The 25,317-nt window shown below is 58.5% G+C and carries 33 protein-coding genes; 16 read left to right on the top strand and 17 right to left on the bottom strand.

Going from position 1 to position 25,317, the window contains the following annotated elements:
• Window positions 1-79: 79 nt before the first annotated feature.
• From EP376_RS20400 to EP376_RS20350, 11 genes are read right to left on the bottom strand one after another with little or no spacing between them, the layout of a single operon-like run.
• Window positions 80-1,393 carry a TraB/TrbI/VirB10 family type IV secretion system protein gene (locus EP376_RS20400; RefSeq protein ID WP_088716866.1) on the bottom strand — a complete coding sequence of 438 codons (1,314 nt, stop codon included), beginning with the start codon at window positions 1,391-1,393 and terminating at the stop codon, window positions 80-82.
• Window positions 1,390-2,085: a TrbG/VirB9 family P-type conjugative transfer protein gene (locus EP376_RS20395; protein WP_231017867.1), complete on the bottom strand. Its 696-nt coding sequence runs from the start codon at window positions 2,083-2,085 to the stop codon at window positions 1,390-1,392. The genes EP376_RS20400 and EP376_RS20395 overlap by 4 nt, the downstream gene beginning before the upstream one ends.
• Window positions 2,086-2,092: 7 nt before the next feature.
• The gene (locus EP376_RS20390; protein ID WP_088716868.1) at window positions 2,093-2,746 is read right to left on the bottom strand and encodes a VirB8 family type IV secretion system protein; all 654 of its coding nucleotides are present in this window, start codon (window positions 2,744-2,746) and stop codon (window positions 2,093-2,095) included.
• 13 nt (window positions 2,747-2,759) lie between these two features.
• Window positions 2,760-3,608, bottom strand: coding sequence for a type IV secretion system protein (locus EP376_RS20385; protein ID WP_231017864.1), 849 nt, complete (start codon window positions 3,606-3,608; stop codon window positions 2,760-2,762).
• Window positions 3,608-4,753, bottom strand: a complete 1,146-nt coding sequence (locus tag EP376_RS20380; RefSeq protein ID WP_088716869.1) for a lytic transglycosylase domain-containing protein — start codon at window positions 4,751-4,753, stop codon at window positions 3,608-3,610. Before EP376_RS20380 ends, EP376_RS20385 begins: the two co-directional genes overlap by 1 nt.
• A complete protein-coding gene (locus tag EP376_RS20375) occupies window positions 4,746-4,970 on the bottom strand; it encodes a hypothetical protein (RefSeq protein WP_127562614.1) in 225 nt (74 codons plus the stop codon). Before EP376_RS20375 ends, EP376_RS20380 begins: the two co-directional genes overlap by 8 nt.
• A complete protein-coding gene (locus tag EP376_RS20370) occupies window positions 4,967-7,330 on the bottom strand; it encodes a VirB4 family type IV secretion/conjugal transfer ATPase (protein WP_074647468.1) in 2,364 nt (787 codons plus the stop codon). The genes EP376_RS20375 and EP376_RS20370 overlap by 4 nt, the downstream gene beginning before the upstream one ends.
• Window positions 7,320-7,598: a VirB3 family type IV secretion system protein gene (locus EP376_RS20365; RefSeq protein WP_074647467.1), complete on the bottom strand. Its 279-nt coding sequence runs from the start codon at window positions 7,596-7,598 to the stop codon at window positions 7,320-7,322. Before EP376_RS20365 ends, EP376_RS20370 begins: the two co-directional genes overlap by 11 nt.
• Before the next feature lie 12 nt (window positions 7,599-7,610).
• Entirely contained in the window at window positions 7,611-7,901 is a 291-nt protein-coding gene (locus EP376_RS20360; RefSeq protein ID WP_074647466.1) for a TrbC/VirB2 family protein, read from the bottom strand.
• Window positions 7,898-8,524 (bottom strand): lytic transglycosylase domain-containing protein, encoded by a 627-nt coding sequence (locus tag EP376_RS20355; RefSeq protein WP_074647465.1) that lies wholly within the window; start codon window positions 8,522-8,524, stop codon window positions 7,898-7,900. The genes EP376_RS20360 and EP376_RS20355 overlap by 4 nt, the downstream gene beginning before the upstream one ends.
• Before the next feature lie 43 nt (window positions 8,525-8,567).
• On the bottom strand, window positions 8,568-8,903 hold the full coding sequence (locus tag EP376_RS20350; RefSeq protein WP_088716870.1) for a hypothetical protein: 336 nt from the start codon (window positions 8,901-8,903) through the stop codon (window positions 8,568-8,570).
• A gap of 210 nt (window positions 8,904-9,113) precedes the next feature.
• Between EP376_RS20350 and EP376_RS20345 the strand changes: the two genes are divergently transcribed.
• The 3 genes from EP376_RS20345 (at window position 9,114) to repC (ending at window position 11,910) form a co-directional block, all read left to right on the top strand.
• Window positions 9,114-9,404 carry a hypothetical protein gene (locus EP376_RS20345; RefSeq protein ID WP_338068414.1) on the top strand — a complete coding sequence of 97 codons (291 nt, stop codon included), beginning with the start codon at window positions 9,114-9,116 and terminating at the stop codon, window positions 9,402-9,404.
• Window positions 9,405-9,857: 453 nt separating this feature from the next.
• Window positions 9,858-10,400 (top strand): hypothetical protein, encoded by a 543-nt coding sequence (locus EP376_RS20340; protein ID WP_420837137.1) that lies wholly within the window; start codon window positions 9,858-9,860, stop codon window positions 10,398-10,400.
• A gap of 316 nt (window positions 10,401-10,716) precedes the next feature.
• Entirely contained in the window at window positions 10,717-11,910 is a 1,194-nt protein-coding gene (gene repC / locus EP376_RS20335; protein WP_088716872.1) for a replication initiation protein RepC, read from the top strand.
• 10 nt (window positions 11,911-11,920) lie between these two features.
• Here repC and EP376_RS20330 read toward each other — a convergent pair whose 3' ends face one another.
• Window positions 11,921-12,178, bottom strand: a complete 258-nt coding sequence (locus tag EP376_RS20330) for a hypothetical protein (protein ID WP_088716873.1) — start codon at window positions 12,176-12,178, stop codon at window positions 11,921-11,923.
• Between the two features lie 266 nt (window positions 12,179-12,444).
• Between EP376_RS20330 and EP376_RS20325 the strand changes: the two genes are divergently transcribed.
• From EP376_RS20325 to EP376_RS20300, 6 genes are all read left to right on the top strand, one after another.
• Window positions 12,445-12,687 carry a hypothetical protein gene (locus EP376_RS20325; RefSeq protein ID WP_088716874.1) on the top strand — a complete coding sequence of 81 codons (243 nt, stop codon included), beginning with the start codon at window positions 12,445-12,447 and terminating at the stop codon, window positions 12,685-12,687.
• Window positions 12,688-12,814: 127 nt separating this feature from the next.
• Window positions 12,815-13,450, top strand: a complete 636-nt coding sequence (locus tag EP376_RS20320; protein WP_231017865.1) for a recombinase family protein — start codon at window positions 12,815-12,817, stop codon at window positions 13,448-13,450.
• 210 nt (window positions 13,451-13,660) lie between these two features.
• Window positions 13,661-14,593 carry a phytanoyl-CoA dioxygenase family protein gene (locus EP376_RS20315; RefSeq protein WP_088716875.1) on the top strand — a complete coding sequence of 311 codons (933 nt, stop codon included), beginning with the start codon at window positions 13,661-13,663 and terminating at the stop codon, window positions 14,591-14,593.
• A gap of 10 nt (window positions 14,594-14,603) precedes the next feature.
• Window positions 14,604-15,173, top strand: a complete 570-nt coding sequence (locus tag EP376_RS20310; protein ID WP_088716876.1) for a biotin transporter BioY — start codon at window positions 14,604-14,606, stop codon at window positions 15,171-15,173.
• 14 nt (window positions 15,174-15,187) lie between these two features.
• Entirely contained in the window at window positions 15,188-15,853 is a 666-nt protein-coding gene (locus tag EP376_RS20305) for an energy-coupling factor ABC transporter ATP-binding protein (protein ID WP_088716877.1), read from the top strand.
• Window positions 15,850-16,443, top strand: a complete 594-nt coding sequence (locus EP376_RS20300; RefSeq protein WP_088716878.1) for an energy-coupling factor transporter transmembrane component T family protein — start codon at window positions 15,850-15,852, stop codon at window positions 16,441-16,443. Before EP376_RS20305 ends, EP376_RS20300 begins: the two co-directional genes overlap by 4 nt.
• Here the strand turns inward: EP376_RS20300 and EP376_RS20295 are convergent.
• Both EP376_RS20295 and EP376_RS20290 read right to left on the bottom strand, forming a co-directional pair.
• Window positions 16,440-16,871 (bottom strand): DUF1284 domain-containing protein, encoded by a 432-nt coding sequence (locus tag EP376_RS20295; protein ID WP_088716879.1) that lies wholly within the window; start codon window positions 16,869-16,871, stop codon window positions 16,440-16,442. The two genes, EP376_RS20300 and EP376_RS20295, sit on opposite strands and share 4 nt — an antisense overlap.
• Window positions 16,868-17,440, bottom strand: coding sequence for a biotin transporter BioY (locus EP376_RS20290; RefSeq protein WP_088716880.1), 573 nt, complete (start codon window positions 17,438-17,440; stop codon window positions 16,868-16,870). The genes EP376_RS20295 and EP376_RS20290 overlap by 4 nt, the downstream gene beginning before the upstream one ends.
• A gap of 229 nt (window positions 17,441-17,669) precedes the next feature.
• Here EP376_RS20290 and EP376_RS23675 point away from each other — a divergent pair, with 229 nt between their 5' ends.
• Window positions 17,670-17,777, top strand: a complete 108-nt coding sequence (locus EP376_RS23675; protein WP_121497624.1) for a helix-turn-helix domain-containing protein — start codon at window positions 17,670-17,672, stop codon at window positions 17,775-17,777.
• Here EP376_RS23675 and EP376_RS20280 read toward each other — a convergent pair.
• Both EP376_RS20280 and EP376_RS20275 read right to left on the bottom strand, forming a co-directional pair.
• Window positions 17,766-18,455, bottom strand: a complete 690-nt coding sequence (locus tag EP376_RS20280) for an SOS response-associated peptidase (protein WP_088716881.1) — start codon at window positions 18,453-18,455, stop codon at window positions 17,766-17,768. The two genes, EP376_RS23675 and EP376_RS20280, sit on opposite strands and share 12 nt — an antisense overlap.
• Window positions 18,456-18,464: 9 nt before the next feature.
• Window positions 18,465-18,770, bottom strand: coding sequence for a hypothetical protein (locus EP376_RS20275; RefSeq protein ID WP_088716882.1), 306 nt, complete (start codon window positions 18,768-18,770; stop codon window positions 18,465-18,467).
• A gap of 51 nt (window positions 18,771-18,821) precedes the next feature.
• Here EP376_RS20275 and EP376_RS20270 point away from each other — a divergent pair, with 51 nt between their 5' ends.
• The gene (locus EP376_RS20270) at window positions 18,822-20,021 is read left to right on the top strand and encodes a DNA polymerase Y family protein (protein ID WP_088716883.1); all 1,200 of its coding nucleotides are present in this window, start codon (window positions 18,822-18,824) and stop codon (window positions 20,019-20,021) included.
• Window positions 20,022-20,277: 256 nt separating this feature from the next.
• Here the strand turns inward: EP376_RS20270 and EP376_RS20265 are convergent, their stop codons facing one another.
• Window positions 20,278-20,730: an Lrp/AsnC family transcriptional regulator gene (locus EP376_RS20265; protein WP_088716884.1), complete on the bottom strand. Its 453-nt coding sequence runs from the start codon at window positions 20,728-20,730 to the stop codon at window positions 20,278-20,280.
• Between the two features lie 93 nt (window positions 20,731-20,823).
• Between EP376_RS20265 and EP376_RS20260 the strand changes: the two genes are divergently transcribed.
• From EP376_RS20260 to EP376_RS20240, 5 genes are all read left to right on the top strand, one after another.
• Window positions 20,824-21,537, top strand: a complete 714-nt coding sequence (locus EP376_RS20260; protein ID WP_240661715.1) for an AzlC family ABC transporter permease — start codon at window positions 20,824-20,826, stop codon at window positions 21,535-21,537.
• Complete coding sequence (locus EP376_RS20255) at window positions 21,527-21,820, top strand: AzlD domain-containing protein (protein ID WP_088716885.1); 294 nt, start codon at window positions 21,527-21,529, stop codon at window positions 21,818-21,820. Before EP376_RS20260 ends, EP376_RS20255 begins: the two co-directional genes overlap by 11 nt.
• Before the next feature lie 22 nt (window positions 21,821-21,842).
• A complete protein-coding gene (locus EP376_RS20250; protein ID WP_164745013.1) occupies window positions 21,843-22,748 on the top strand; it encodes a fatty acid desaturase family protein in 906 nt (301 codons plus the stop codon).
• 174 nt (window positions 22,749-22,922) lie between these two features.
• Window positions 22,923-23,924 (top strand): proline dehydrogenase family protein, encoded by a 1,002-nt coding sequence (locus tag EP376_RS20245; RefSeq protein ID WP_088716887.1) that lies wholly within the window; start codon window positions 22,923-22,925, stop codon window positions 23,922-23,924.
• Window positions 23,925-23,926: 2 nt separating this feature from the next.
• Entirely contained in the window at window positions 23,927-25,072 is a 1,146-nt protein-coding gene (locus EP376_RS20240) for an aminotransferase class V-fold PLP-dependent enzyme (protein WP_157903889.1), read from the top strand.
• The last annotated feature ends 245 nt before the right edge of the window (window positions 25,073-25,317 follow it).

The raw sequence follows: 25,317 nt of genomic DNA, 5'->3' as shown, positions 1-25,317 counted from the left end.
TGATGCAAATCTCGATCACATCATCCCGCATGGCGTCAGGCAGCTTGTCGAGCGATGCTTGGAGGTAGCTGGAAGTCATTCAGAAGATCTCCACGTCCCGATCCACCATGACGGTGATCCGCGCACCTTGATCGACGTAGATCACCGGGCCGAGTGACAGGTAATCGCTCATCACATCGTCGGTCGCGTCTTGCAGATCATCGCCAACGTCCTCAGCAATGTCAGAGGATACTTCGTCATCAATCTGGTTTGCTGCTACCGCAGGCACCGCGCCGAGGATCGAGATCAGGGCGGCAGAACCGAAGCGTTCACCGAAGCGCGTATCCACAAAGCCCGTTACGCCCGACCGGCCCAACTCATCGCCACCGAACGAGCTGATGGTGACAGTCTGGTTCGTCGGCAGAATGATCCTGTCCCATGCGACGGTCACACGTTGCTGGCCCACATTGAGGCCCGAGCGATAGCGCCCGATCAGACGAGAGCCGCGAGGGATCAGGACGCGCGACCCGTCATAGGAATGCACGTCCTCCGAGATAATCGCCCGAATTTGTCCCGGCAGAGAGCTGTCCAGCGCCGTTTCGGTGACGGCTTGGATCATCGTGCCTTGAACCACCGTGTTCGACGGGTTGGCGATGACCTCAGCCTGCGTTACCTGCGAAGGCGATGCGCCATTGAGAACGAAATCTGTCACTTCTCCGAGCGTTCTTTCCGACAGGGCGCTTTCATCGCTCCCTGCACCGGAGTTGCCAAAGGCGATCATGGGCGAGTTGATCCGGGCTTCTTGAAACGCGGCCGCCTCCGCTCGCCGGCGTTCCAGTTCCGCAAGTCGCGCGTCCTCTTCATTGCTTGGCGGTGCCATTGGATTTTCTTGATCGAGCCGCGCGATTTCGAGCTCAGATTGAAGGCGACGAAGCTCGCGATCCCGAGCCGCCAACTCTTCCTGAAATTCCGATCTTGCGGCATCCGATGCTTCCTGAAGCGCGGCTACCTGTGCCGTTAGGGCCTCCAATGCCGCAGCCGCTTCACCATCATCGTCCGGCGCATCGCGCAGCTCTGCAATTTCAGCCTGAAGAGCTTCGAGCTGAGCCCGAAGCGCAGACTCAATCTCGCTCTCTACCTCGACGACCTCCGGTTCAGGCGGGGCAGGGGGCACGAAGGGCTCGATCGCACCGAAGCCATCGCCCTCTTCCTGAAACTCGGCAGGCCGCGCGGTTGGCAGCGGGTTTTCCGGTTCATCAGACGGCAGGGCCAGGTATGCGATCAGGCCAATGGCCGCGATGGCGCCGACACCGGCCAACGCCACCTTGGGCGACGGTCGTTCCTTCTTGGGCCCGCTTTCGCCTCCGGCTTCGAGCGCGGACAGGCGCTCTTCAAGATCCTTTTCGTCGCTCATGATCCGGTTCCTCCGGCGCTATTTTCCTGTATGCAGATGACGGTATCGCCCAGGCGCAAAACCCACTGGCGGTTCACCCCTGACACGCGAAGAACGCCGTCCTCGATCTGCTGACTGTTCACCGTTCGCTCGCGGCCTGCCGAATACTGGAAGATCGCAGGGACCGGGGCGTTCGGAGCAAAGCGGAAATAGGTGAATGTCCCATCGTCCCACACGGCTGTCGGAGTGATTTCCGAGCGCCCCGACGCCGCATAGTTGTAATTCGGTGCCCTTTGCGCGACGGCGTTCGTCGGGCGCGTTCGATCCTGCGGATACCGGAATTGGACAACGTAGTAGGTCGGGGAGGACGATTCCGTGACGTTGAAATAGTAGCTGCGGCGGTTCGTATAGACCGTGATGTTCGTGTGGACACCCCGAGCCAAGGGCTTCACGGCGAAGGCACGGCCACCCGGAACGCCGTCGAGCTGAAAGCCTTCCGTGTCACCAGCAATAATCGAGCGGATGGTTTCCCCTTCACCGAACTCCACACTGGTAACATGGGTCAGGCTGACGCGAAGGCGGTAGACCTGTCCATCGGTGTAGGTTGCGATCCGAACGCGGCTGTCGTGGCTTCCGGCTCTCGGGTTGCTTTCCGCGAAGGCCGGAGCAACTGCCAGGGCAAGAGCGACGGACAGAAGGCCGGTTTTAAGCATCTTCATATCAGTTCTCCATTCTGTCCGAGCGAATTGCGTATTCGGTGACGGTAAAGCCGAACGGGTTCGTCCAGACCTCATCAATCTGCCGCCGCTCTTCGGGCCGGAAGTCGAACATCAACGTGACCGTGAACAGGCCAGCTTGGACGCCCTGCTGCGACGTGAGCCGCTTGCGAAGGCGCACAGTGGCCCGGTTGTCCCCGATCCGGTTGATGCTCAGAATTTCAACGTCGAGCCGGGCATCCGGGCCGTAGACGTTGGGCGGATAGTTCTCGCTTGCGCTGTTCCAGAGCTGGCGCAGCGAGGCAGCGGCGTTGCCGTCCGACATTGCCAGCACCCCGCGAACGCGCAGGTCATTGTCGAGCTGGTTGTAAGTCTCCCGCTGCGTGACATAGCGGAAGACCGCAGCTTCAATGACCGCCTGATTCTCGGTGACGCGCACGGCCCCGACAGAGGCATTCGGCAGGGCCATGCCGGAATTGGGGTCGTAGGGAACGACAACCGGCGCAGGATCAACATCGAGGACCGCGACCGCCATTCCTCCAAGGCATCCCAACACGCCGAAACCCAAACCGACGAAGGCCAGCTTCTGCCAGAGCTTTTCACGGCGACGGGCACCGTAAATCAGCTCTTCCTCAATGATTTCTTGATCCTTAACCACTTGCCCGCCTCTCTTAGTCTGCCGAAAGATCGGGCATGGTGAAGTCCATGTAGCGATCTTCTTCCGCCCGATCCGCTGCTTCGATGACGCCGGCCTGGCCCTCGCCCACGGTGCCAACCGCGAGAAGCTGCATGATCGAGACAAGAATGATGCCGTTCTCAGCCACGACGCGCGTGTTGAGGTCGATGCTTTCCTTCAGGGTTTCCATGTCACCCGTCAGGTCCACGAGGCGGTCGATCCGCTCAAGCGACTGCCCGGCTTCGGTGTAGCTGTTCTGTGCGGCGGCAGAGACCATCGCGCCAGTCGTGGCTCGGGTGGCAACCCGTTCCGCGCCGCCATTGCCGCTGTTCGCCATTTCCGAAAGCGTGTCTTCATCGAAACCGTGTTCGGCCAGAACTTGCTCCATCTGTGTTCGGATTTGACTGGAACCGGAGCCAGTAAGGCCGCTCCAATCGCCTTGCTGGATCGCGGCGATGGTGCCGGTAATGTCGCCAAATTCTTGATCGAGCAGCCCGTTCAGCCAGTCTTCCATTTCCGTCGAAATGATCTCGGGAAGCTCGGCGAGGCCTGTCAGGGCGGCATAAGTGTCCTGAAGTTGCGCGTATTGCTCTTGCAGCGTTGTCAGTTGTTCCTGAAGCTGAAGCAGTTGATCGTTCTGAAGGATTTCATCTTCGATCATCTGCTGAAGCTGGCGGATTTCCTGCGCGATATTCTGCGTGTCCACGGTGGGAACGCCTTGCGCATAGGCAGCCGGTGCCGTGGTCCCGAGCAGCGAAACGGGCGCAACAGCGAGGCCGAGGCCGAGGAAACCGGCGGTTGCGATTTTGCGGATCACCGCGTTGATGTTCATCGACGGTTTCATCAGTCGAAATCCTCCATATTGAAGTCCATGAATTGCTGTTCTTGCTGGCGGTCGGCCGCGAGCGCGATCGACTCGGCGCTTGCCGGGCGTGCCCTGGCCGCAAGGAGCCGGGCCATGATGGCGCTGAGCCGCCCAAACTCGGCACGGGCATAGGTGTTCAGCGCCATAGCCTCCTGCACATCCTCGGTTTCGCTGATCCGCTGGATGATGCTTTGAAGTCGTCGCGCGGCAGCTTCGACCGTTGCCATGCTGTTGTTCGCGTAGAAACTGGCCCCGGCGCCGGTGAAGGAGAGGTTCGAGTTCGCGAGCAGCGCCGGGTCGATGGTGCCAACGGCATCGCCGCCGCCGCCACGCGCCAGATATTCGTTGTATTTCGCCGGGATCACCTGAACGTAGTGCTGCGTTTCCTGGAACGGCGGCACTCCCCCATAGTTCTGCACGTTGCCGGGACCGGCGTTGTAGGCAGCGAGGGCGTGGATGATGTTGCCGTCGAACATGGCAAGCATCTGCGCCAGATAGCGAGCGCCGCCTTCAACCTGCAAATACGGGCTGTCGTAATACTCGGGATAGATGCCGAGATCGCCGGCGGTGCCGGGCATGATCTGCGTCAGGCCAAAGGCCCCGACCGGCGACCGTGCGCCGATGGAGAACCGGCTTTCCTGCCAAATCAGAGCTTGCAACATGTAGCGCCATTCCCTGACCGAGAACCCCGCTTGATTGACACCCGAGCGGCCATGCGTTTCCTGCGCGACCTGGATAATCAGCTCTTCAACGTTCTTTGCCGCGTCCCCGAACATCTGCGCAGCGCTGGGGTTGCTGTCATCCGGGTCATAGACCACATCGGCCGACGCCTCGGGGTCTGCCCCATCTTCCAACGCGGAGACCATGCCCGGAATGCCCTGGCCGCCGAGGCTGGTTTGGGCGTCGAGGATCTGTTGCAGAATGGAGAGCTGTTCTTGCTCGATTGCCGCAATCTCTTCCTGCACCGCGAGCGTTTCGCGCTGCGTGGCGAGATCGCTTTCCCGATGAGCGTTCGACGCCTCGTTTCTGATAATCAGGCTACCGTCCACTGTGGGGACACCCTGCGCGATCGCGCTGGTTCCCCACAGGAAGGCGATGGCCGTCAGTGCAGCCGTCTTACCCATCACCAAGGCCCTCCGGGCCGCCGATCGCGGTAAAGGTGCAGGGTGCTGATTTGGTCGAAATCCGGGCCTGCGGTTGCGGTTCACTCGTAGGAAGGAAGGCCATGCTGTGACTGCTGCGCGTCACCGTGTCGAAACAATTCGCTTCGGACGGCCGATACTCGGCACAGCCAGCGACACCGAGAGCGGTCAGCATAATCAGGATTGCAGTAGGTTTCATTCGACCCTCCAAAAATCTTCACGCTGGCGGTAATCGGCACCCACCAACTGTTCACCTTTTTCCATCCCGCCGAGGACGGTTAGGAGCGGCCCGAGGGCGCTCAAATCTGCATTGATGACGACCGATCCCTGGTCATCTCGAACCAGCCCCATGCGGGACGCCGGGCTGGACGTGAGCAGCACGTCCAGTTCCTTGTCATGAAGGTTCAGCATCGCGTAGTCCGATGCCTTGGCCCGGATGTTCGGCAGAAGGATTTGCGTTGGCACCGCTTCAACGATGGTTTTGCCGGTGCGCGTCTGTTCGAGCTGACTGGCATACTGCGTCATCATCACGACGACCGCATTTTGCTTCCGGGCCGTCACGAGCCAGTTCGAGAGGCGTTCAGCGAAATAGCCGTTGTCGAGAGCTTTCCACGCCTCATCAATGACAATGATGGTTGGCTTGCGGTCCTCGATAACCCGCTCAACGCGGCGGAAGAGGTAGGACAGCACAGCCATCCGCTCTTTCTCGCTTTCGCTGTCGAGAATGCCGGTTAGATCGAAGCCAACAACTTCCCCGTCGAGTGAGAACGTATCTTCACGGTTCTGGCCGAAAATCCAGCCATATCGACCCTCGGCAGTCCATTCTTGCAGGCGCTCATGAAGATCACCGCCATCATCGGCCGAGATAAAAAGCGAGGCCAGATCGTGCCAGTTGCGCAGGTTCGCATCGCTGGCCGTCGCGTTCTGCCGAACCACTTGCTGAATAAGGTTCGTCTGCGCGGGGGTCAGCGGCTTGTCCGAACGATGGATCAGCGAGGCCAGCCAGTCGGAGAGCCATGCCTGCCCGCGTTCGTCAATCTCGGTCCACAGCGGGTTGAGCCCCGTCGCGTCACCGGCTTTGATCGAGGAATAGCGGCCACCGTTTGCGCGCACCGCCATTTCCATGCCCAAGCGATAGTCGAACACGAAAAGACGTGCCCCGGCCCGCCGGGCCTGCGTCATCAGGAATGCCGAGAGAACCGACTTCCCCGAGCCAGGACGCCCAAGGATCAGCGTGTGACCGCCGGTCGGCTCTTTGTCCGGGGAGCCTTGTTCATGGTAGTTGAAGGAGAATGCCGAGCGTTCCGGTGTGGGAAACATGGTGATAACCTTGCCCCACGGCACCTGGTCCGCTGTCTTGCCGAGCGGTGTCCGATGGAACGCGGCGAAGTCCGCGAAATTCCGGTTCGTCACCGCCCCCTTTCGGCTCCGCGCGTGCCCGTTGCCGGGGTGTTGGGCAAAGAAATGGGTGGCGCTGGCGAAGCCTTCTGCAATCAGGTTCACACCTTCGGTCGAGGCCGTGTTCTTGATCTCGCCGCCGATATTTGCCAGCTTTTCTTCGCTGTCCGCGAACACGGCCACCGACATATGGTGATCGCCAAAGCTCAGACGCTTCGATTCAAGATCATCGAGCGCGGTCGGCAGCTCTTCGAGCAGCGACACGGCGCCATCGTTAGCCGAGGCCCGAAGCCGCATCTGCCGCTTGATCCGCCCTGCCATCCAGTTGCTGTTGATGGGGGTGAAGCTGTGCGTCACGATCATATCGACCGGCAGGCTCAGCTCATCGAACATCGTGCAATGCGTCTTCTCGGGATAGTCCTTCACCGCGAAGATCGAGCCGATGCGCGGGCCGGTTGCCCCATCGGACAGAAAGAACTTGTCGCCTTTGAAGGTGACGCGCGTGTTCGCCACATTTTCGGCAACGATTGTCGTGCGGGCACCGCGATACAGCGGCAGCTCTTGGCCAGTGTTCAACGCGCCCAGGAAGCCAAGAAGCTCGCCCGAAGGCTCATTGAGCAGCCGGGGGTTCATGTCTGCGAAGGACGACATAAGGAAGCGAACAACCTCCTGAAGCCTGCCCATCCGCTTTTCCGTTTGCGCCCGCAGCAGCTCGGCCGACTTGGCCGCGCGCAGCGGCAGCTTAGAGCCGACAGCCGGGCGGTTCATGACGGTAAGCGTCAGCGTCTTGTCCCGCAAATGGCGCTGACCGAGAGCCTGCCGCCAGCGACGATCCACAGCCGCGGCGAAGCTATCGCCTTCGACCGGAACAAGATCGGGCGTGATCGCTTTTGAAACTTTGTGGACATAGAACGAGCATTCCGGCCCGATCCGCGCGACCACGGACGCAAAGAGCGCCCGTGTGCGGTCCAGATATTCGTCGTCGGTGGTGTTGCTGTTCACCCCGTCCAGACGGATGCACTGAAATAGTTCATTGCCCCGCGTCCGCACGGTCTTGTCGTCAACGAGGCTGATATAGGGCAGCATCGAGGCGAGCTTCACTTCACGCCCGAACCAGCCAGGCAGCAGGGACCGGGGGTCATAATTCGTATCACGGGGCATAGCTGTCTCCGCCGTGGATTTTGCGATTGAGGGTCGGGCGCGTGACCTGCAAGGCCGTCACCACCACGTCGAGGAAATTTTCGTCCCAATCCGCCGCCTTCCACAGCAGGGGATAGGCAGCCGCCGCGATAGCCGCGACTGCCCAATGCTGAAGCCAGACGAAGATCAGAACAGACCCGAAAAGCCAGACCATCGCATACATGATCGGCAGCCCGAGAAGTTTGGGAGGCCGGACAAGGCCAAGGAAAAGACGAGACTGTTCCGCCATCGTGCCAGCTCCTTACGAAGACCAGATTGCGGAAACGATGGTCGGTGCGGCAGCGATACCCGCGATTGCCACCACAACCCACATGGCCTGACGGAAATCGAGAATGCCGAAGAGCCACGACAGGAAAACACCGATCAGCGCCAGCGTGCCGATCACGATCCCAAGGGGGCCGGTGATCGCGTCCACGATGCCCTGAAGCACATCCTGGACTGGCGATAGGTCGATGCTTTGCGCCAGAGCGGGTTCTGCCAGCATCAGCAGAACCCCGCAGAGCGCGACGAAGACGTTAAGATTAGGCTTCATGAATGTTCTCCTTCGAGCCTGTTGAAAACTGCCAGCACGCGGCTGACGTGGTTTTGCGTCTCCCGATAGGGTGGGATGCCGCCATGCCGCTCCACCGCCTCGGGGCCCGCGTTGTAGGCGGCCAAAGCAAGTCGAGCGTCCCCAAAGCGGGCCAGCATCATCAGGAGATACCGAGCAGACCCGTCGAGGTTCTGTTGCCAGTCGTGGGGATCGACGCCGAGATTGGCCGCCGTCGCTGGCATGAGCTGCCCCAACCCGATCGCGCCAACATGGCTTCGGGCGCTCGGGTTGTAGGCACTCTCAATTTCAATGTTCGCTTGATAGAGCAGCCGCCATTCGGTCACGCTGATGTTCGCGCGGCGCAAAGCCGGATGGCTCGCGTAGCGAAGGGCGGTCTGGTCGATGGCATTCAGGATCGCGGGTCGGGGTGCCACGGCGCGAGGCGCCACAGCAGCCACCCGGAACGAACCGTCCCCTTCCTCGGCTGCATCCCGGTCACGGCCGAACAGCGTCAGCTCGTCGGAAGCCGATCCTTGGCCGACACCATCATTGTAATTTCGGGCGAAGTTGGTTTGCGGGGTGGAGGGTCGAAGCGATCCATCGCCCTCCATCACCAGCACCATGCCCTGAGCCAGAGCAACGGTGCAGGACAGCGCCAGAGCGGCGCTAGTCGTCGTCAGATAGCGTGTTGCCGTTCGGCAGAACGTGGAGGGCGCGGCCCCCTTTTCGCAGGGGGATGTGGATCGGATCGAAGCCAAACCCTTCGAGGAAGGAGATGAGGCCGTTCGCGGTCTTGAAGAGCCGCAATTGGATTTCCTCTTCCTGCTTGTTCCAGCGACGCCCCGGCACAAGCAGCTTCTCAACCGATCTGTCTTCGGTGACAGCCCGGATGAACCACTCCCCATACCAGACTGCATTTTTTCGGAACGCTGGGGTTTTACATACAACCTCAGCTTGATACCCCTGCTGCAAGAGGACCCTGAATTGCGTCTCTGTAACCACATTAGGCGCTTCTTTGTTTAGGTCTGTCCTCACGATCGGCGCTTTCCCTTCTGGTTAACGGACCGTGAACCCTTCTCGGGCTCTTCAGTCCTACGACATTATAAGATGGGGCGCAACATTGTAATGTTGCGCCTCGCAGAAAGTTCTGCTCTAAGGCACCAATACACATCACCAACCAAATTCCCAAGTGATCTAAAGGGACAGCGCAGGATGCCGAGAACGCAGCTACCGGCCTACATGCTTATAATGTCGTCTATTTTTTCGGCTTCCGGGGTGCAAGCAAATACCTGCTTTCCCCCTGAACGGCCCTTCGTTCCCGCCGAAATCGAGTCCGCAAGGGAGTATCGCGACCTGATCTATGACGACTTCCAGATCTACTTCGAGGACTTCAGCGTCTACCTGCAATGTCTCGATCAAGAGCGGGCGCGGGCCTTCCAGGAAGGGCAGGAGGTCAGTGAGGAATACCGACGCTTCTTCGATCAAGTGGTCTCCGACGACTGATACCTCTATAGTTGAGCGGGTTTCCGCTTGTGGCCGTCGATACCCTTACGGTCGAACCGAGCAGATGAACGCCTGCGAGAAGCTGGCGCGAACCGCCCTTGCCCCGGCCTGCAAGATGATTTTCAACCGGAATATGTTGCCAATCGGCCTGCATTCGCCCTATCACAAGATTATAAGAGTGCGCTCTTCCTTATAGCACCGCCATTAATCGAAGGAGATACCATGTTGAAGCTGCTCCGAACAACCGCACTGGCCTGCGCCGTCGCGGCGTCCAGCTTTGTCGCGGCCCCGGAGCGGGCACAAGCACAAAGCTATCAGATCGACTGTGCCATTCTGCTCTGCCTTTCGGGCGGCTGGCCAGCCTCAGAGCCTTGTGCTCGTGCCCGCGCAGAGTTCATTCGCAGGATCACACCCTGGCCGGTCGAGCCGCCCCTGCAAATCTGGCGCTGTCCGATGGGCGCGTCCTTCAACGTCGATCCGTCCGAGCTGAACCGGGCCCGCTTCTTTGACATTCTTATGCAGGACAGCGCCCCCCCGCCGCTGCAATCCTTTCCAAGCGCACCACTCACGGACGCCGCGCTTAAGCCGCAACCCGCCGTTCTTCGCCAGAGCGGCGGGGCTGCCCGGCGGTTGCCTGAAGGCTTCGCCCTGCATTTCGTGCAGGAAGGGGAATACAGCGACGACAACGGCACGGCCGACATCGACATCAGCGGGTCGGAGTTCGATTTCGTCCGTTCGATCCGCGTCTTCAATGTGACCTATGCCCGCCAGCGCGAGACCCGTGACGACTGCTCGCGCATGGCGAACGTCCGCATGGGGTCTTATGGCACCCAAGGAGACTTCTATTGGCGCAATTCATCGGTTGGCGCTTTGCCTGAAGCTCACACGGGAATGGAGCGGTTTGGCGAGAACTGCCCTGGCATCTGGCACCGTTCGGTTTTCGTGGAATGGCGTGATTATCAAGGCAACTATGGTTTCGAGCAGGTCAACTACTAAGAGTAGTGCCGAGGAAGGCCGTTCAATACTATAATTGCGACAGGCAACTAAAGAGAGTATGCCTGTCGTGAACGATCATAAGAATCGAACAGGCAAGGAGAGCAGACACCCCGAAAAGCAAACCCCCCGCAAGGCGGCAACCAAGCGAGGGGGGGTCTAAGAACCAAGGAATTGGCGTTCCGAACGGTCCAACACAATCTGTTTTCAGGACTGGTTCTACCACCCTCCCGACAGCCAAACAAGCAAAAAACGCACCTGTGCGAACAGGAGAACTTTGCCTTGCCGCCTTGTCCAACGAGCAGAAAAGGACAAGGAAATGAACCACTCACCACAAGTCGCGTTGCCGCAGGGCATGACCCGCCGCGACGTGATCGCGGTTATCAGCGAGATCGGACCCGACCTAAACCTGAGCGGCGCAGCAATCTTCGTGCTGACCAAGCTCATCGGCAGCACGAGCGAAAAGGACTGGATCGAACCCGGTGCCGATCCGACCTTCTACGGCACCCAGGAAACGATGGCCGAGCGCCTTCAAATGACCGCACGGCAGCTCCGCAGCCATGAGCGGAACTTCGAGCGCAAGAACATCCTGAAGCGTGACACCAAGGCGAACGGTGCCCGCGAAGCCGGGACCGGGCGGGGCTTGCTTTTCACCCCGCTCAAAGCCTGCTTTGCCGACCTGTTGGCCCTGCGCGACCAGAAGCGCGCCGTGACCAAGCGCATCAAGGAGCTGAAGAGCCTTCGCAGCGTTCGCTTGCGCCGGATGAAGGAAGCAATCGCGCGGCTCGCCCCCGAAGCACTGGAAGATGAGGCAGTCGCCTCGGTCCTCGCCCGGTTTGATGCCTGGCCGCGCTCCGACCGGCTTCATTCCCTCGGACTGGACCGCCTCGAAGTCCATGTCGAAGCCACTGCCAAGCTGTGCATGGAACTCGAAGAGATCATTGAAAACCTACCTAATTCTTCCTGTGAACCGGCAGAAACCTTCCGGTCCTTTATACAAGAGGACAACCAGCAGAATCCTTCTGTATCCTGTAACGCTAGCGTGGATGAAAGGAGCGCGGGCAAGCCCGCGCACACTGGATTCCTTAGATCGGGGCCTTCCGGCCCCGATATTTGCAGAGAAAATAAGTGTGAAGCGGATAGCGGTGTTATCAACCCCAAACTTGAGGCGCTTTTTGAACCGGAGCAGCTTTTCAAGCTCGCATCGCCCGACTTCCAGATGACCCTTCAGGCAAGATCCAATCAGATCACGAAGGAAACTATGATCGACGCCGCCCACGACATGCTTTCGCCGCTCGGGATCAACTATTCCGCATGGCGATCCGCGTGCGGCGAACTCGGCCGCCTCGGCGCCACCCTTTGCGTCCTGGTCCTCGATGCGAACCGCGACCACCCGCAAACCCCGGTGCGTAACCCCGGCGGTGCGCTGCGCGGCATGATCCGGGCGCACAAACGCGGCAACCTCAACCTCATCGGCAGCGTGATCGGCTTGCAGCGCCGGCGAGGATACTAGGATGCAGCGGTTAACCGTTCCGTCGATCCGACCGCGACGGATTGCAGCTATACATGCCAAGCTCCGCACCATCATCGCCGTGCGCGATGACCGTGCCGGCGATCGTTGCCCCGGCTGGCTCCAGCCCCCGCATTTCGACCTCGGCGCTGACGCCCTGGAACGTGCGCAGCGCCGCCAGCTCGCACGCCTCCACATCGTCAAACTCGGCCGTGATGACCTCGGAACCCGACTGCATGTTGAACAGCACCAAAATCAGGATGATTTTCATGTGAGACCCTTTCTACGAGAGAGGGCCGGCACCTCGCGGTCCCGACCCTCTTGGAGAACAGCGCATGACGCTTTCACCTTCCGCGACCATCGGCATCCCTGCCTGTATCGCAAGGCCATCAATATCATAATGATGGACTCAGAACAACAACATCGCGATGATTTCCGTCCTTTCATCTTCCCTGAAATATCCTCGGGGGAGCGCCACAAGGCGCGGGGGCAGACAGCCCCCACTGAACACTGTTTCCAACGTTTGGAGAACACAACATGACGACAGCACAGAAGGCCACGACTATAGGCTTCTTGATCTTCATCACCGGCACCGCTTTGGGTTTTGCCGTGCGCCACCAAATTGCCCTTCAGCATGGCAGAGCTTTCGGGGAAATCATCACGAGTATCTGCGCGAACGAAGGATATGCAGGTGCGCTGTTTCCTTTGGGTGATCCAGATCAAGCCCGTTGCATGTCCGAAGACGAATCTGCTGAGCTCAAAGCCGTCAATAATCTCTAATATAACCGTGTCCACAAAGGAACCGTTATGGAACATGCCTCTGGACCTGTCCAAAACTACCTTTCTCGGGTTTTGAACGCATGCTACTTTTCGGCCAGATATTTCGGTCACTCTAGGGACGTGTTCATTGCCTTCAGCTTTACCCCTCGCACCGGCCCAGGCCGACCCGCCCCGAACCTTTGCCTATGTTCGGGTTTCGACCGTCGAGCAGTCTGTCGCATCGCAGGTTCACGAGATCGAGGCGGCGGGCTTCCAGATGCCGGAATATCGAATCCTTACGGAGACGATTTCCGGCAGCGTCCCCGCGAAACAGCGCCCCCAGTTCGCGCGGCTGGTCGATCGGCTGGAACCGGGCGACATACTGGTTGTGACGAAGCTCGACCGCCTCGGCCGCGATGCGATCGACGTGTCATCGACAGTTGCGGAGTTGGCCAAAATTCCCGTTCGCGTTCACTGTCTCGCATTTCCTGGGCTGGATCTTACAAGTGCATCGGGAACATTGACCATGAATGTCATCAACGCCGTTGCTCAGTTCGAGCGTGACCTGCTTCGAGAGCGAACCCAGATCGGGCTTGCTGCCGCGCGGGCCAAAGGCAAACGCATCGGCCGCCCCCGCGCCCTTTCGACCAAGGCCGAAGAGGATGCGCGGGCCGCGTTGGCAGCGGGCGAATCCATTTCCAAGATCGCTAAACGGCTGGCAGTCAGCCGAGCGACCATCACGAGACTCCGCGACGATCAGCTAGCGGCACAATCAACCGACTGAGCCGCGATCTGCCTTTTCCCGACACCTTGCAGGACGATCCGCATCCTGTCGGCCGAGAAGGTTCGGATAAGTGCCAAGGCTTGATCTGGATCGCCCCTTAACCGGGTCTCAGCCCGACATCCTTAGTAGTTGGGCGTGTAATCCTCCGGTAGCATTCAGCTTTGAAATGGTGCAGTCTGACGCGAGCATGGTGTTAGAGCGGAGGCAGCGATGCAGGAACACCCTTTTGATAACGACTTTCATGTAACGCCCCAGCAGGTTGAGCAATTTCAACGTGACGGGTTTGTAAAGTTGGACGGATTCTTCAATCCTGACGTCGTGCATACCCTGCTCAATCGGGTTGAGGTGGAAATGAGCCGAGCGCCGGAGAACTTTAAAAGCGAGTTCAGCCGCCTCAAATACGATTTCGAGACCGAAAAAACGGATATCTATGAGCTGATCGCCCGGCCGTATTTTCGCAAGGCATTGACGGCGCTCGTGCAGAAGGACCTGTTCCTGACTTTCGAGCTCTGCTTCGAATTGGAAAAGAACATCAGCAAAGGATTCCCCTGGCATGTCGGCGTTCAAAGCTTTGGCTATCAGGTTGCCGATGAATTTGGCTGCACGATATGGGCAGCACTCCATCCCGTTCACAAGTCAGGCCAACGTGGTGGTATGGCCTACGTGCCTGAGCGGGTCGTATCTGGCAAGTTCATCTATGACCAGATCGAACCAGCCATGATTTCCACGCTCGAAGCCAAGGAACAGGCGGGCGAAAAGACGACCATGGATGACTATTTTGCCATGCGCTCGGGCATTCTCAATTCGCCCACCATGGCCGAAATCCTCAAATATCATCAGGTCGAGGATGACTTCGAGCCGGGCGATGTTCTCGTGTTCAACAAATATGTTGTTCACCGCAGTATAATGCTGGAGGATGGACCACTGCCGAAGCGAGCTGCCTTTGTGATGCGCTTCGTCGAGGACGGGTCGCATTACGATCTTCAACGCGCCCGGAACCTGGAATATCCGGCAGAAAAATACGGTCACAAAGCCTTCACGCGGTCCCATATGGAAATCGGTCTGCCAGACGGCTCGCTGTTGACCGACAGCGAGTATTTTACGGACCGGGACAAGCGCTTCGTGCGACGTGAGTTGGCTTAAGGGGGCAAACATGGAAACGCGTGATATCGTCTTTATCGCACTCTTCGCGGCCATCATGGCCGCGCTGGCGGTCTTTCCGCCGATCACCCTGCCCGTTGTCGGCGTTCCGATCACCGCTCAATCTCTCGGCGCCATGCTCGCCGGCGGCGTGTTGGGGGCCACACGCGGCGGCTTGTCGATGATTCTGTTCCTTTTGCTCGTTGCGATCGGGCTTCCCCTGCTTCCGGGAGGCCGTGGGGGCTTTGGTGTTTTCCTTGGCCCTACGGGGGGATATCTGATTGGCTGGATCTTCACTGCCTTCGTGGTCGGTTTCCTCGTGGAGCGCTTCTGGCATCAGCTTAACTACCTCAACGCCTTCCTGGCGTCGGTGGTGGGGGGAATTGTCGTGCTCTATGCGATCGGTATTCCCTGGAGCGCGTTCGTTGCCCAAATCTCTGTTTGGGCCGCCTTCGTCGGTTCCCTCCCGTTCTTCGTCGGTGACATCATCAAATGCCTTATCGCGGCTGCCGTGATCGTGATCGTAAAGAAGTCCTATCCGATCATTACGCCCCGCAAGCGCCAGGCCGCTACGACCGAGTAGGGGGCACATCAGCAATGCTCTCCTTCTCGCAAGTGGTTGTCGAGAAAGGCGACCGGCCGATCCTGAGCGATATCAACATAGATCTCAACGAAAAGCGCATTGGGATCATCGGACGGAACGGGTCGGGCAAAAGCACATTTGCCCGGCTCTTCAATGGACTGGAAAAGCCCAGCTCGGGTACGATTACTTTCGAAGGATCGACCGAGCTGAAGGAGTTGCGCCGAAAGGTGGGGTTCGTGTTCCAGAACCCAGACAACCAGATCGTCTATCCGATCGTGGACGAAGACCTCGCTTTCGGCCTGAAAAATCTGAAGCTGCCAAGCGCGACGATCAAAGAACGCATAGCCGAGGTGATGGCGCGCTTCCGGATCGAACACCTGAAAGATCGTCTCACACATCAACTGAGCGGCGGAGAGCGGCAGATGGTTGCGCTCGCCGGGGTCCTGGTCATGCAGCCTCAGATGATCGTTTTCGATGAGCCGACCACATTGCTCGATCTCTGGAACAAAAAGCGCCTCATGCGAGCGATTACGGACCTCAAGGAGCATGTTGTTCTCGTCTCGCACGATCTGGATTTGTTGCGCGAGTTTGATCGGGTCATCCACATCGAGGCAGGTCGTATCGTTGGGGATGGCGAGCCGAACGCCGTCATCGAAGACTATATCGCGAGATCAGCATGATCGTAGACCTCTATGTCTTCGGGAATAGCCCACTTCATCGCATATCGCCCGGCTATAAGATCCTGGCGCTCGTGCTCTTCTGCACCCTTCTATTCGTTTTGTCGGGATGGGTGCCCTTGGCTGTGGGCGCGATCCTGGTCGCCATAGGTTACTGGCTGGCTGGAATCGGGTTCTCACATGCCTATCGGGCGATCCGTCCTGCCTTGTGGATTCTTGCCATCATTTTCATCGCGCAAATCATTCTCGCGGGGCTCGAACTTGCTGCTTTCGTTGTCGTGCGCTTTGGAATCTTGATCCTCGCGGCGTCGCTCATCACCATGACGACGAAAACGAGCGAGTTTGTCGACGGCATTCAAGCGGGGCTCAAACATGCTCCTTCCTGGGTGCCGGCCGATCACATCGCCCTCGCCATATCCCTTGCGCTCCGATTCATCCCACTGGTGCGCGCAACGCTGGACGAGGTGCGCATGGCGCAGAAGGCCCGGGGCCTTGATCGTAGCGTGAAGGCTCTCCTTGTCCCATTGGTCGTCCGGACTTTAAAAACTGGGGATGAAATCGCCGAGGCGATCCAGGCACGGTCGCCGCTTTAGCCGCGCGTTCCTTCCAGTTCGCAGCCGGCAAAGTCGTCTTCTGCCAGCCGCGTGCAGAGTTCATGCCACTGGCATTCAATGCAGGCCCTTCGTGTTATTCCGCTGCGAAACCATGATCGCATCAAAGCAATGGTTTGGTTGTCGAAGCTGAGAATGGTACCGGGTTCGATTACGATACCGAGCTTGTCACCGACATCTCGCGCAGCGGTCAGATCTCGGGCCGTGACGGACGCGTTATGGCAATGTGGCTCGGGGTCTTCCGCGATCACACACGCGCAGAGTTCATCGGGGCCTGCGATGATTTTGACCGGGGTTCCCTGGTTGATGGCTCTGGCAACAGAGTGAAATTTGGCTACAAACCCTGGTGAGTAGCCCTTTCCAGCAAACGTCAGCATGCACAGCAAATGGTGCGCGCGCAGTTCGATCACGATGCCTTGCCCCTCTGGTGCTCAATCCCGATCACCACGGCGGCAACAGCGGCCGACTTGATGATGCCCCCCAGGATGAAAGGAAAGAAGCCATTTTCGAGCGCTGCGCCTATGCCGATCGACGTGCTCAACCAGAGCACGCCGAGCCCGAGACAAATGATGTGCCCTGCGATACCTGCCAGGAATACCCACCATGCCCGATAGGCAAACCCCTGGCCCTGCCGTCTGGAAACCAGGACGCCGACAGTGAGGGCGGCAATGGGAAACGCGAAGAGAAATCCGGCGGTCGGTCCCGCAAAATGACCGATGCCGCTTGCGCCACCCGCAAGCACAGGCAAACCGATAGCGCCGCAGAGTAGCCATATAACGGTCCCGACAGCGCCGAGTAGCGGTCCCAAAACGGCCCCCACAGTCAATACCATAAAGGTTTGAGCCGTTATAGGGACGGGTACCATCGGAATTTCTATGTGGGACGAGATGCTGAGCAGTATTACGGCCGCGCCAACCAAGATCAGCGCCCCCTCACGTCCAACGATAATAGGACAAGCTTGGCCCGTTCCAATTTGCATCTAGTTCCCCTTGCTCCCGTTCCAACCAATAGTCCCGACGGTACCACTTAAGCATGAGCGGACAAAGCGGTTCGGCTGCCCATCATCTTTCCTGAAATATCCTCTGGGGGAGCGCCGTAAGGCGCGGGGGCGAACACATGCCGGGGTGGAAGCTGCGAAGGTTAAGGGCAAACGTCTCGGCCACCCTCGCGCCCTTTCGGCCAAAGCCGAAGAGTAAACGCGGGCCGCGTTGGCGGCGGGCGAATCCATTTCCAAGATCGCGAAGCGGCTGGCGGTCAGCCGCGAGACCATTACGCGACTCCGCGACGATCAGCTTGCGGCTCGGTCAACCGTCTGAGCCGCGATCCGCCTTTTCCCCGACACCTTGCAGAGCGATCCGCATCCTGTCAGCCGGGAAGGTCCGGATCAGCGCGGCGGCTTGATCCGGATCGCCTGACAACCACGTCTCATAATCGGGAGCTTCGATGATGACCGGCATTCGCCCCTTCGCGTGGATAGGCCGGATCAGCTCGTTCGCTTCGGTCGTGACCACGGTATGCCGAAGCTCCGTCTCATCCTCTTCGATCAGCTCCGGGTTTTCCCCGCGCCAGAGCCCCGCGAAAGCAAAGGGTGGCCGTCCATCGGGATCTTCGCCGGTGAGCGCAAACCAGTAATCCGTCGCCGGCTGCCTGCCCTTGGTCTCGTTGAAGCTCGTGACTGGGACCAGGCAACGCCGATCCTCATAGCTGCCTCGCCAGAGACCGCTTTTTCGCAGCTTGTCGTCGCGCGCATTGTTCCAGGCGGCGGGCTTGATCGGCTTGCCGGTTTTCTTCGACACCTGCGGCGTAAGAAATCCCCATCGCATTTCGATCAGCTCGCGCTTTCCGTCAGCATCGAGGCGCACCACCGGCGCCAGCCCCTTCGGGAATATCGCCGGCCTCGGTTCGGCGTTGCCGAGCCGATCAAGGTCGGCCGAGACCTGAAACAGCCGACGCATGGCTTCTGCCGTGGCGATGTTCGCATAGAGATTGCACATTCCGCGCCCCTACAGTCCGGCCCATCCTCGGATCATCTTCGCCACGCGCAGGGCCTCGGCCCGGCGCAGGCTTTGATTTTCGATCCGCAGCGCCTTGAAGAAGGCACCTGTCAGCATCGGCCCTTTCTCGATGTTCTTCCGAACATAGAGCATGGCCGCGAGAAATTCTTCTGTTTCCACATCTCGATCCGCGCAATCGGCCGCGGCCGTCTCGACAAGGGCAAGCACCTGGCGCAGCTCGCCCACGATCAGAATTTCTTCTGACCAATTGCCGCCGAAGGCCACGTTCCGAAGCTGATCCTTGCGTTCTACCATGAGAACAAAATAAGAACATATGGCATTTCTCGACAAGCAGGATCGTGACGCATGACCCCGATGCGGTCTCTATACATTGATATGAATAGCTTTTTCGCCAGCGTGGAGCAGCAGGCCGATCCGTCGCTGCGCGGTAAACCTGTCGGCATTACCGCTATCAGCGCCGAATCGGGAGCCTGTGTCGCGGCGTCCTATGAGGCCAAAGCCTTCGGCGTCAAAACCGGAACGCGCGTCTACGACGCGCGCCGGTTGTGCCCAGGCATCATTTTCCGCCCGAGCCGCCACCGCCTCTACGTTCGCGTGAACCAGAAGATCGCCGGCGTCATCGACCAGATCGCAGAGCTTCAAGCCGTCCGCTCCGTCGATGAATTTCAGGTCGCCCTCGGCGGCCAGACAGCGGAGCTGTCGGCCGCGCTCGATCTCGGCCGCCGGTTGAAGGCCGCAATTCGCGAACAGGTCGGATCGGAGCTGCGCTGTTCCGTGGGCATCGGGCCGAACCACCTGCTTGCGAAGATCGCGGGCAAGCTCGAAAAACCGGACGGGTTGCAATGGCTTGCCCCGGAAAACATGCCCGACCGTATCGCGCATCTGTCGCTTGACGATCTGCCGGGGATTTCGCACGGCATCAAAGCCCGGTTGCAGCGTGCAGCCGTTTGGGGCGTCGCGGAACTCTATGCGCTCGATCCTCGCCACGCCCGGCAGATTTGGCGCTCCGTCGAAGGTGAGCGTTTCGTTCGAGCCTTGCAGGGCATGGAGATTCCGCTCTTGCCGACGCAGCGAAACGGCTACGGCAACTCGAAGGTTCTCGCTCCGCAGTATCGTCGGCCCGATGCCGCGCGACCGGTTGGCCGATGGCTGACTGAAAAAGCGGTCGAGCGAATGCGCCGTGACGGATTTTGCGCCCGGCGGTTTTCCCTTATGATCCGTCTTCCTGAAGGCCGCGGTTGGTCTCGCGCGAAAACCCTGACGCCGAGTCAGGATTCCGCGATTTTCCTGAAGCTGTTCGAAGCCGAATGGGTGCAGTTTCGCCACGAGCGTCACGGCTATGTGCTGTCAATCGGCGTTCACCTGGGCGAAGTCATCCCGCTTTCCGAACGGCCGGGCGAGCTGTTTCTGCCGCTGGCGCCGGGTGAGGCGAACAAGCGGGAAAAGCTGGCGGAAACCATTGACCGGATCAATCGCCGGTTTGGTCAGAGAGTCGTCAGCTATGGGGTGCATCAGGATCATCCGGGATTCTTCGAGAAAGGGTAGTTTCATGACGAATCCCGGTCGTTCGTGACCTCGTGCGGTTGCTCGAGGACACGCCCGCCCAGGACCGCGCCCTAGGCTTCGGCCGGCAAGCGGCCTGCGCCCCGAGCCTTTCCCCCTGCCCGTCCCTGCGCCAAGGTGCGCCGCCCGCCGTCTCGTCCCGAGCCACCGGGCGGCGCGGCGCATGGTCCTGTCAGGGGGCCAGTCTCGGCCCATCCGGGTAACGGTCGCTTTCGCAGCAGCGAAAGTGACTATCCATTCAAAGCGGCATCTCCAAAGTGGCCTTGACTGTGGAGACAACGATGGAAGTCCGGAATTTCCTGACATTCTTATCAGCGAAGAAAAACCGCTGCGTAAAGGCTTCATAGTCTTGAATGTTTTTCGCTACGACGATCATGACGAAGTCCGAGTCCCCTGCGATACAATAGAAATTTGTGACGTGAGGGTCGTTTTTGGCCTTCCGCTTGAAGGTTTCCGTCTGTTCGACGCTGTCCCGCTCAAGATCCACCGAGACAACTGCCGTAATCCCAAGGCCGAGGGCCTGTTGGTCGAGCAATGCGACCTCCCGTTTGATGGTACCGGCCTCGCGCATGGCGCGAAGTCGGCGCTGAACAGAAGCGGTGGAAGCGCCCGTTCTTTCCGCGAGTTCCTGGATCGTGATCCGTGAGTCGCTTTGAACAAGAGCAAGAATTTTTCGATCCAAACCATCCATGATCGAGTATGATCACATGCCACATATAAAGTGTAATGAAAAATCGATATTGGGGGAAAAAAGCTATATGATATTGATATAATCCACCAAATTATGCGGTTTATGTACACCGCAGCAGTCACCAAATCTGGCTTCGTTGCCATCCTCCCCCTGGCCGTGGGTGCCGCCCTCTACGGGTTCGCCTTCGGGTTCCTAGCTGTTCAGTTAGGCGTACCTTGGTGGTCAGTCCCTGTCATGAGCGGGCTGGTCCATGCCGGATCGGCGCAGATAGTCACAGTTGACCAGTATGCTGCGACATCAAGTGTCGTGGGGGCAGTCTTCGCAGGGGCTATTTTGAATCTGCGCTACATCGGAATCATTGCTTCCATTGCCGACATGCTCAAGGGGATGCCGCTTTGGGCGAAGCTCATTTCTATCCATATCACCAGTGATGAAAGCTGGGCGTTAACGGTCTCCGAAGCAAACAAAGACCGATCTATCGGCGCACGCTTCCTGGTTGAAGCCGGGGCGGTAATGATCCTGACCTGGGTGACATCGACGACTATGGGTGCCATCGCTGGTTCCACAGTGCCGGATCTTGAGAAACTTGGCCTGGGTTTCGCCTTTACGGCTGCGTTCATTGCTATGGGCCGAGGCATGTGGCGGGGCCGGTCCGACCTAGCCCCTTGGGCTGTCACGTTCGCGATTGCTATTTTTGCTTCCCGATTGGGATTTGCGACAGCGAATTCCATCGTCATCGCAACGATCGGGGGACTGCTTTTCATGCAGTTACTGCGCTTCGTCAGGAGGCAGAACCATGAACCATGACATTCTGTATCTGATTGGGGGGCTGGCAGTCGCTACCTATGCGATCCGCGTGCTTGGCCTGGTCACGGGGAACATGATCCAGAGGTCCCGCTTCGCTTGGGTGCTCGATGAGCTTCCAGGGCTCTTGATTGTGGCGCTCGTTGCCTCATCCCTGTCCAGCATCACTCAAGTTGGATGGCTGGCTGCGGCGATCACCCTGATGATCGCGATTTACACCAACAATGTCGTGCTGACCATGATCGGGGGCGTCATCACTTTCGCTTTGGTCAGTAACCTACTGTAAAAAAATACTTTCGGAGGCTATGATGGACTACGCCGAACACGATTTTGAAATACGCAAGGATGTTCTTCGCCAGCTCAAGCATTTCTCTGAGCCCAGCAACGTCGCCGCCGTCCGCACCCTCGCGTTTGAATATGCTCTCATCGCAGGGTCGATTTATCTGTGCGTTGGAGTATCCTATTGGTTCTATCCGCTTGCCATCATTATCATCGGGTCTGCGCAGCGCACCTTTGCCAATATTCTTCACGAGGCTGCGCATTTTCACTTTGCCAAGAACAAACTGCTCAATTTCCTGGGCGGGACGGTTCTGACGTCTTACCTGATCTTCCACATGTTTACGCCCTATAGAAATTCTCACGTGGGATTTCACCATCGTCATTTCGGCGACCCGGAAGATGACCCAGATTACAATTTTCACATTCTGCTGGGCCTATACGAGGCCAAAGAAAGCCACAGCCGGTTCATCTTGAAGAACCTCGTTCTGGCTCTGATCGGGTATCGATCCTGGGAGTATATCAAGTATATCTATCAGGACCGCATTCTCTTCACGAAGGACAAGATTGTCATCCGCATGCCGATCTCGGTCACGAGCGACCGGATCATGTTTGCTGCGACCTGGATCGTCGTCTTAGGACTGGTGACCTGGTTCAACATCTGGCTCGAATTCCTACTTTTCTGGATCGTACCGTGTTTTACAACCTACATCGCGATCGGTTGGTGTGCTGAACTCGCGGAGCACTACCCGCTGCCGGAGGCAGAGAATAAGCGCCTTCTCATGACGCGTAACCGCCATGGTTGGGCAGTCGAGAATTTCCTCTTCGGCCGGCACTATGATCGCTACCACTTGGTGCATCACATCTTTCCGACGATCCCCTTCTACAACCTCAAGAGGGCGCACGAAGTGCTCCTTGAGGACCCGTCCTATCGGTAGTGGGATGCAATGTGGGGCGGCATCTTCACGCGGAGACATCCTGAAGAAGAGACGCTGATCTCCTACGTCAGAAAGTACAAGGATGAAATCTCGCGCGAGGAACGCGATCCAAATCGACCGAGCTTTGCTCAGCGCATCCTTCTCCAACATCCGCTGGCACAAGGAGCCTGATTTATGACCAAGCCAGAATTCCGTCAAGCTTCATCGCAAAATCTTCATGCTTTGCATCAGGATGTCGCAAAGGGTCTCAGGAAAATCGCTGCTCACCCTGTAATCCGTGAGAAGTTCTCGGCCGACCCATTCATCAAGCAGTTTTTCACCGAAACGGTGGCGCGATACATCATCGGCAAGTCAATGTCCGAAGCCGCCGATAAGTTCGACGTTTTGTCAGTAAAGGGATACCTCGCCGGCGTCGAGTTTGTTGGTGAGGAGATATCCGATGGCGGTCAGGTCGAGCAGGTTGTGGAGGAAAACATCCGCTTCCTCTTACATGCGCGCGGGCGCCCGTTTTCGGATGGGCTACAGCTTGGCTTTGATCTTTCCAGTGTCGGCATGCTTATAAGCCGCGAACTCGCGATGACGAATACGGCGCGCATTGCGAAGGTGGCTGCCGAGCAAGGTGCCACGATTATGATTAGCATGGAGCGCAGCACCCAGACCGACACCATTCTGGATGCTTTTCACCAGCTGGCCCCTTCGCATGAAAATCTTGGTCTGACTATCCAAGCCTACATGCATCGTACCGAGGTTGATCTGCCCAAGCTAATCAAGACCAGGCGTAAGATCCGCCTTGTGAAGGGTGTCTATGATGAGCACTCGTCGCTGACGCTGCCGCGCGGGAAAGAGCTGGATGTTCGATATGTGGAATGCATCGAGAAGCTCGCCGAGGCCGGGTCTCGTTTCGCTGTCGCAACGCATGACCCTGCCATCATCGACATGTTGAATGCCCGCGGCCTCCTGGATGCGGCCGAAGAGCTGGAGGGGCTACATGGATGTAACCCAAGTCTTTTCCACACACTGAACAACGAGGGGCATCGGTGCCGCATAACCGGCGTTTACGGGGAAGAATGGCTTCTTCATTTCTTGCACCGGCTTGCCGAGCATCCGCCGAATGCCCTGCAGGCGCTGGCAGATTTCTACAACCCAGACCGGGTTGTCTTCGGCGCGGACTACTGAAGATGACGGCACTCACCTCACCGCGCGTTCCAACCGCATATCTGAACATGGCCGGATCGGGGCCCGTTTCTGATGAGGTTCTGGCCGCAACTACGACATACCTGAAAATCGAGCAGCAGGTCGGGGCCTATGACACTGAGCTCGATCATCACGTCGAGCTTGACGAGCGCGTCTACGAAAATCTTGGCACCCTCTTAGGGTGCGTTGCGGCTGACATCGCGATCTTCGACAACGCTACCCGGGCGTGGACGGAAGTCGTGAGCCGACTTTCGTTTAAAGGCGCGCGCCGCATCCTTACAACCGAATACGAATACGCTGGGAACCTTCAGTATCTGAAGGATCTCTCGGAACGGGAAGGACTCGAACTGATCACGATACCCTGTACTGATAAAGGTGAAATCGACCTAGAATGGCTGCAATCAAACATGGGAAATGACGTTGGGCTCGTGTCCGTCGTGCATGTTCCATCTTGCTGTGGCATCATAAATCCTGTTGCGACCATCGGTGAAATCCTCTCGGGATACCAAGCTGTCTACATCGTGGATGCCTGCCAGGCTGTTGGTCAGGTTCAGATTGATGTCCACGCAACCGGTTGCGATGTGCTCACTGGTGCCGGGCGTAAATTCCTGTGCGGCCCCCGGGGCACCGGGTTTGCCTTTGTCTCAGCACAGCTGAGAGCCAGGATGTCTCCCGGATTTGTCGATCTTCACCTTTCTGATATCAAAGCCGATGGCCGGATCGAAAAAGACATGGGAAATGCGCGCTTCCTCGAAATGGGGGAGCGTAATTGCGGGGCCATCATCGGCTTGTCACGGGCCATCGAGGAGGCTCTGCATGGCGGGGATCGGCTAAACGATGGCATTTTCCGAATTCGCGAAGGCGTTTCCGCTCTTGAAGGGGTCATACCGATCGATCCTGGTAGGAACCGTGGAGGTATATTTTCGTTTCGTCATAAAAAGATTCCCGCCGAAGAGGTGGTGAGGAACCTCAGAGAGCACCGGATTGCTGCCTGGCGCATAAAGGGGTCTCATACCCCGCTTTATATGCTTCCCAGAGGACATATAGAGGGAGTGCGGTTGTCATCCAACAAGATCACAGTCGAGCATGCAGATTTGGTGGTGGCGGCGTTGAAGGATATGCTTGCTTGAGGACTGTCCTGAGGCACGTAGTTTGCCCCGACGCCTCGTTCAATTGAACTTCCTGTGCGGAAATCCCCGCAGACTAGGCTAGCCTCGCGCTGGCCTTTTTTTGGGCCTTGGACGATAATCTGTGATCGCCGCGCTCGCGCGGGGATCACACTGGCAGGGGGGGTTCGGGCAAGCCGAACGCCCCCTGCATCCTTGGGCCAGGCCGCGCGAGCGCGCCCTGTCCGTATCGGGAACCGCCGGTTCCC

This window comes from Alexandriicola marinus (assembly GCF_004000435.1).
Taxonomy (GTDB): Bacteria; Pseudomonadota; Alphaproteobacteria; order Rhodobacterales; family Rhodobacteraceae; genus Alexandriicola; species Alexandriicola marinus.
This window is presented reverse-complemented; position numbering and strand designations above follow the sequence as displayed.

Coding starts and splice junctions, on each gene's coding strand:
- EP376_RS20400 (WP_088716866.1), bottom strand. CDS start 1,393: ATGAGCGACGAAAAGGATCTTGAAGAGCGCCTGTCCGCGCTCGAAGCC.
- EP376_RS20395 (WP_231017867.1), bottom strand. CDS start 2,085: ATGCTTAAAACCGGCCTTCTGTCCGTCGCTCTTGCCCTGGCAGTTGCT.
- EP376_RS20385 (WP_231017864.1), bottom strand. CDS start 3,608: ATGAAACCGTCGATGAACATCAACGCGGTGATCCGCAAAATCGCAACC.
- EP376_RS20380 (WP_088716869.1), bottom strand. CDS start 4,753: ATGGGTAAGACGGCTGCACTGACGGCCATCGCCTTCCTGTGGGGAACC.
- EP376_RS20375 (WP_127562614.1), bottom strand. CDS start 4,970: ATGAAACCTACTGCAATCCTGATTATGCTGACCGCTCTCGGTGTCGCT.
- EP376_RS20370 (WP_074647468.1), bottom strand. CDS start 7,330: ATGCCCCGTGATACGAATTATGACCCCCGGTCCCTGCTGCCTGGCTGG.
- EP376_RS20365 (WP_074647467.1), bottom strand. CDS start 7,598: ATGGCGGAACAGTCTCGTCTTTTCCTTGGCCTTGTCCGGCCTCCCAAA.
- EP376_RS20360 (WP_074647466.1), bottom strand. CDS start 7,901: ATGAAGCCTAATCTTAACGTCTTCGTCGCGCTCTGCGGGGTTCTGCTG.
- EP376_RS20355 (WP_074647465.1), bottom strand. CDS start 8,524: ATGGTGCTGGTGATGGAGGGCGATGGATCGCTTCGACCCTCCACCCCG.
- EP376_RS20345 (WP_338068414.1), top strand. CDS start 9,114: ATGCCGAGAACGCAGCTACCGGCCTACATGCTTATAATGTCGTCTATT.
- EP376_RS20340 (WP_420837137.1), top strand. CDS start 9,858: ATGGGCGCGTCCTTCAACGTCGATCCGTCCGAGCTGAACCGGGCCCGC.
- repC (WP_088716872.1), top strand. CDS start 10,717: ATGAACCACTCACCACAAGTCGCGTTGCCGCAGGGCATGACCCGCCGC.
- EP376_RS20330 (WP_088716873.1), bottom strand. CDS start 12,178: ATGAAAATCATCCTGATTTTGGTGCTGTTCAACATGCAGTCGGGTTCC.
- EP376_RS20325 (WP_088716874.1), top strand. CDS start 12,445: ATGACGACAGCACAGAAGGCCACGACTATAGGCTTCTTGATCTTCATC.
- EP376_RS20315 (WP_088716875.1), top strand. CDS start 13,661: ATGCAGGAACACCCTTTTGATAACGACTTTCATGTAACGCCCCAGCAG.
- EP376_RS20310 (WP_088716876.1), top strand. CDS start 14,604: ATGGAAACGCGTGATATCGTCTTTATCGCACTCTTCGCGGCCATCATG.
- EP376_RS20305 (WP_088716877.1), top strand. CDS start 15,188: ATGCTCTCCTTCTCGCAAGTGGTTGTCGAGAAAGGCGACCGGCCGATC.
- EP376_RS20300 (WP_088716878.1), top strand. CDS start 15,850: ATGATCGTAGACCTCTATGTCTTCGGGAATAGCCCACTTCATCGCATA.
- EP376_RS20290 (WP_088716880.1), bottom strand. CDS start 17,440: ATGCAAATTGGAACGGGCCAAGCTTGTCCTATTATCGTTGGACGTGAG.
- EP376_RS20280 (WP_088716881.1), bottom strand. CDS start 18,455: ATGTGCAATCTCTATGCGAACATCGCCACGGCAGAAGCCATGCGTCGG.
- EP376_RS20275 (WP_088716882.1), bottom strand. CDS start 18,770: ATGGTAGAACGCAAGGATCAGCTTCGGAACGTGGCCTTCGGCGGCAAT.
- EP376_RS20270 (WP_088716883.1), top strand. CDS start 18,822: ATGACCCCGATGCGGTCTCTATACATTGATATGAATAGCTTTTTCGCC.
- EP376_RS20265 (WP_088716884.1), bottom strand. CDS start 20,730: ATGGATGGTTTGGATCGAAAAATTCTTGCTCTTGTTCAAAGCGACTCA.
- EP376_RS20260 (WP_240661715.1), top strand. CDS start 20,824: ATGCGGTTTATGTACACCGCAGCAGTCACCAAATCTGGCTTCGTTGCC.
- EP376_RS20255 (WP_088716885.1), top strand. CDS start 21,527: ATGAACCATGACATTCTGTATCTGATTGGGGGGCTGGCAGTCGCTACC.
- EP376_RS20250 (WP_164745013.1), top strand. CDS start 21,843: ATGGACTACGCCGAACACGATTTTGAAATACGCAAGGATGTTCTTCGC.
- EP376_RS20245 (WP_088716887.1), top strand. CDS start 22,923: ATGACCAAGCCAGAATTCCGTCAAGCTTCATCGCAAAATCTTCATGCT.
- EP376_RS20240 (WP_157903889.1), top strand. CDS start 23,927: ATGACGGCACTCACCTCACCGCGCGTTCCAACCGCATATCTGAACATG.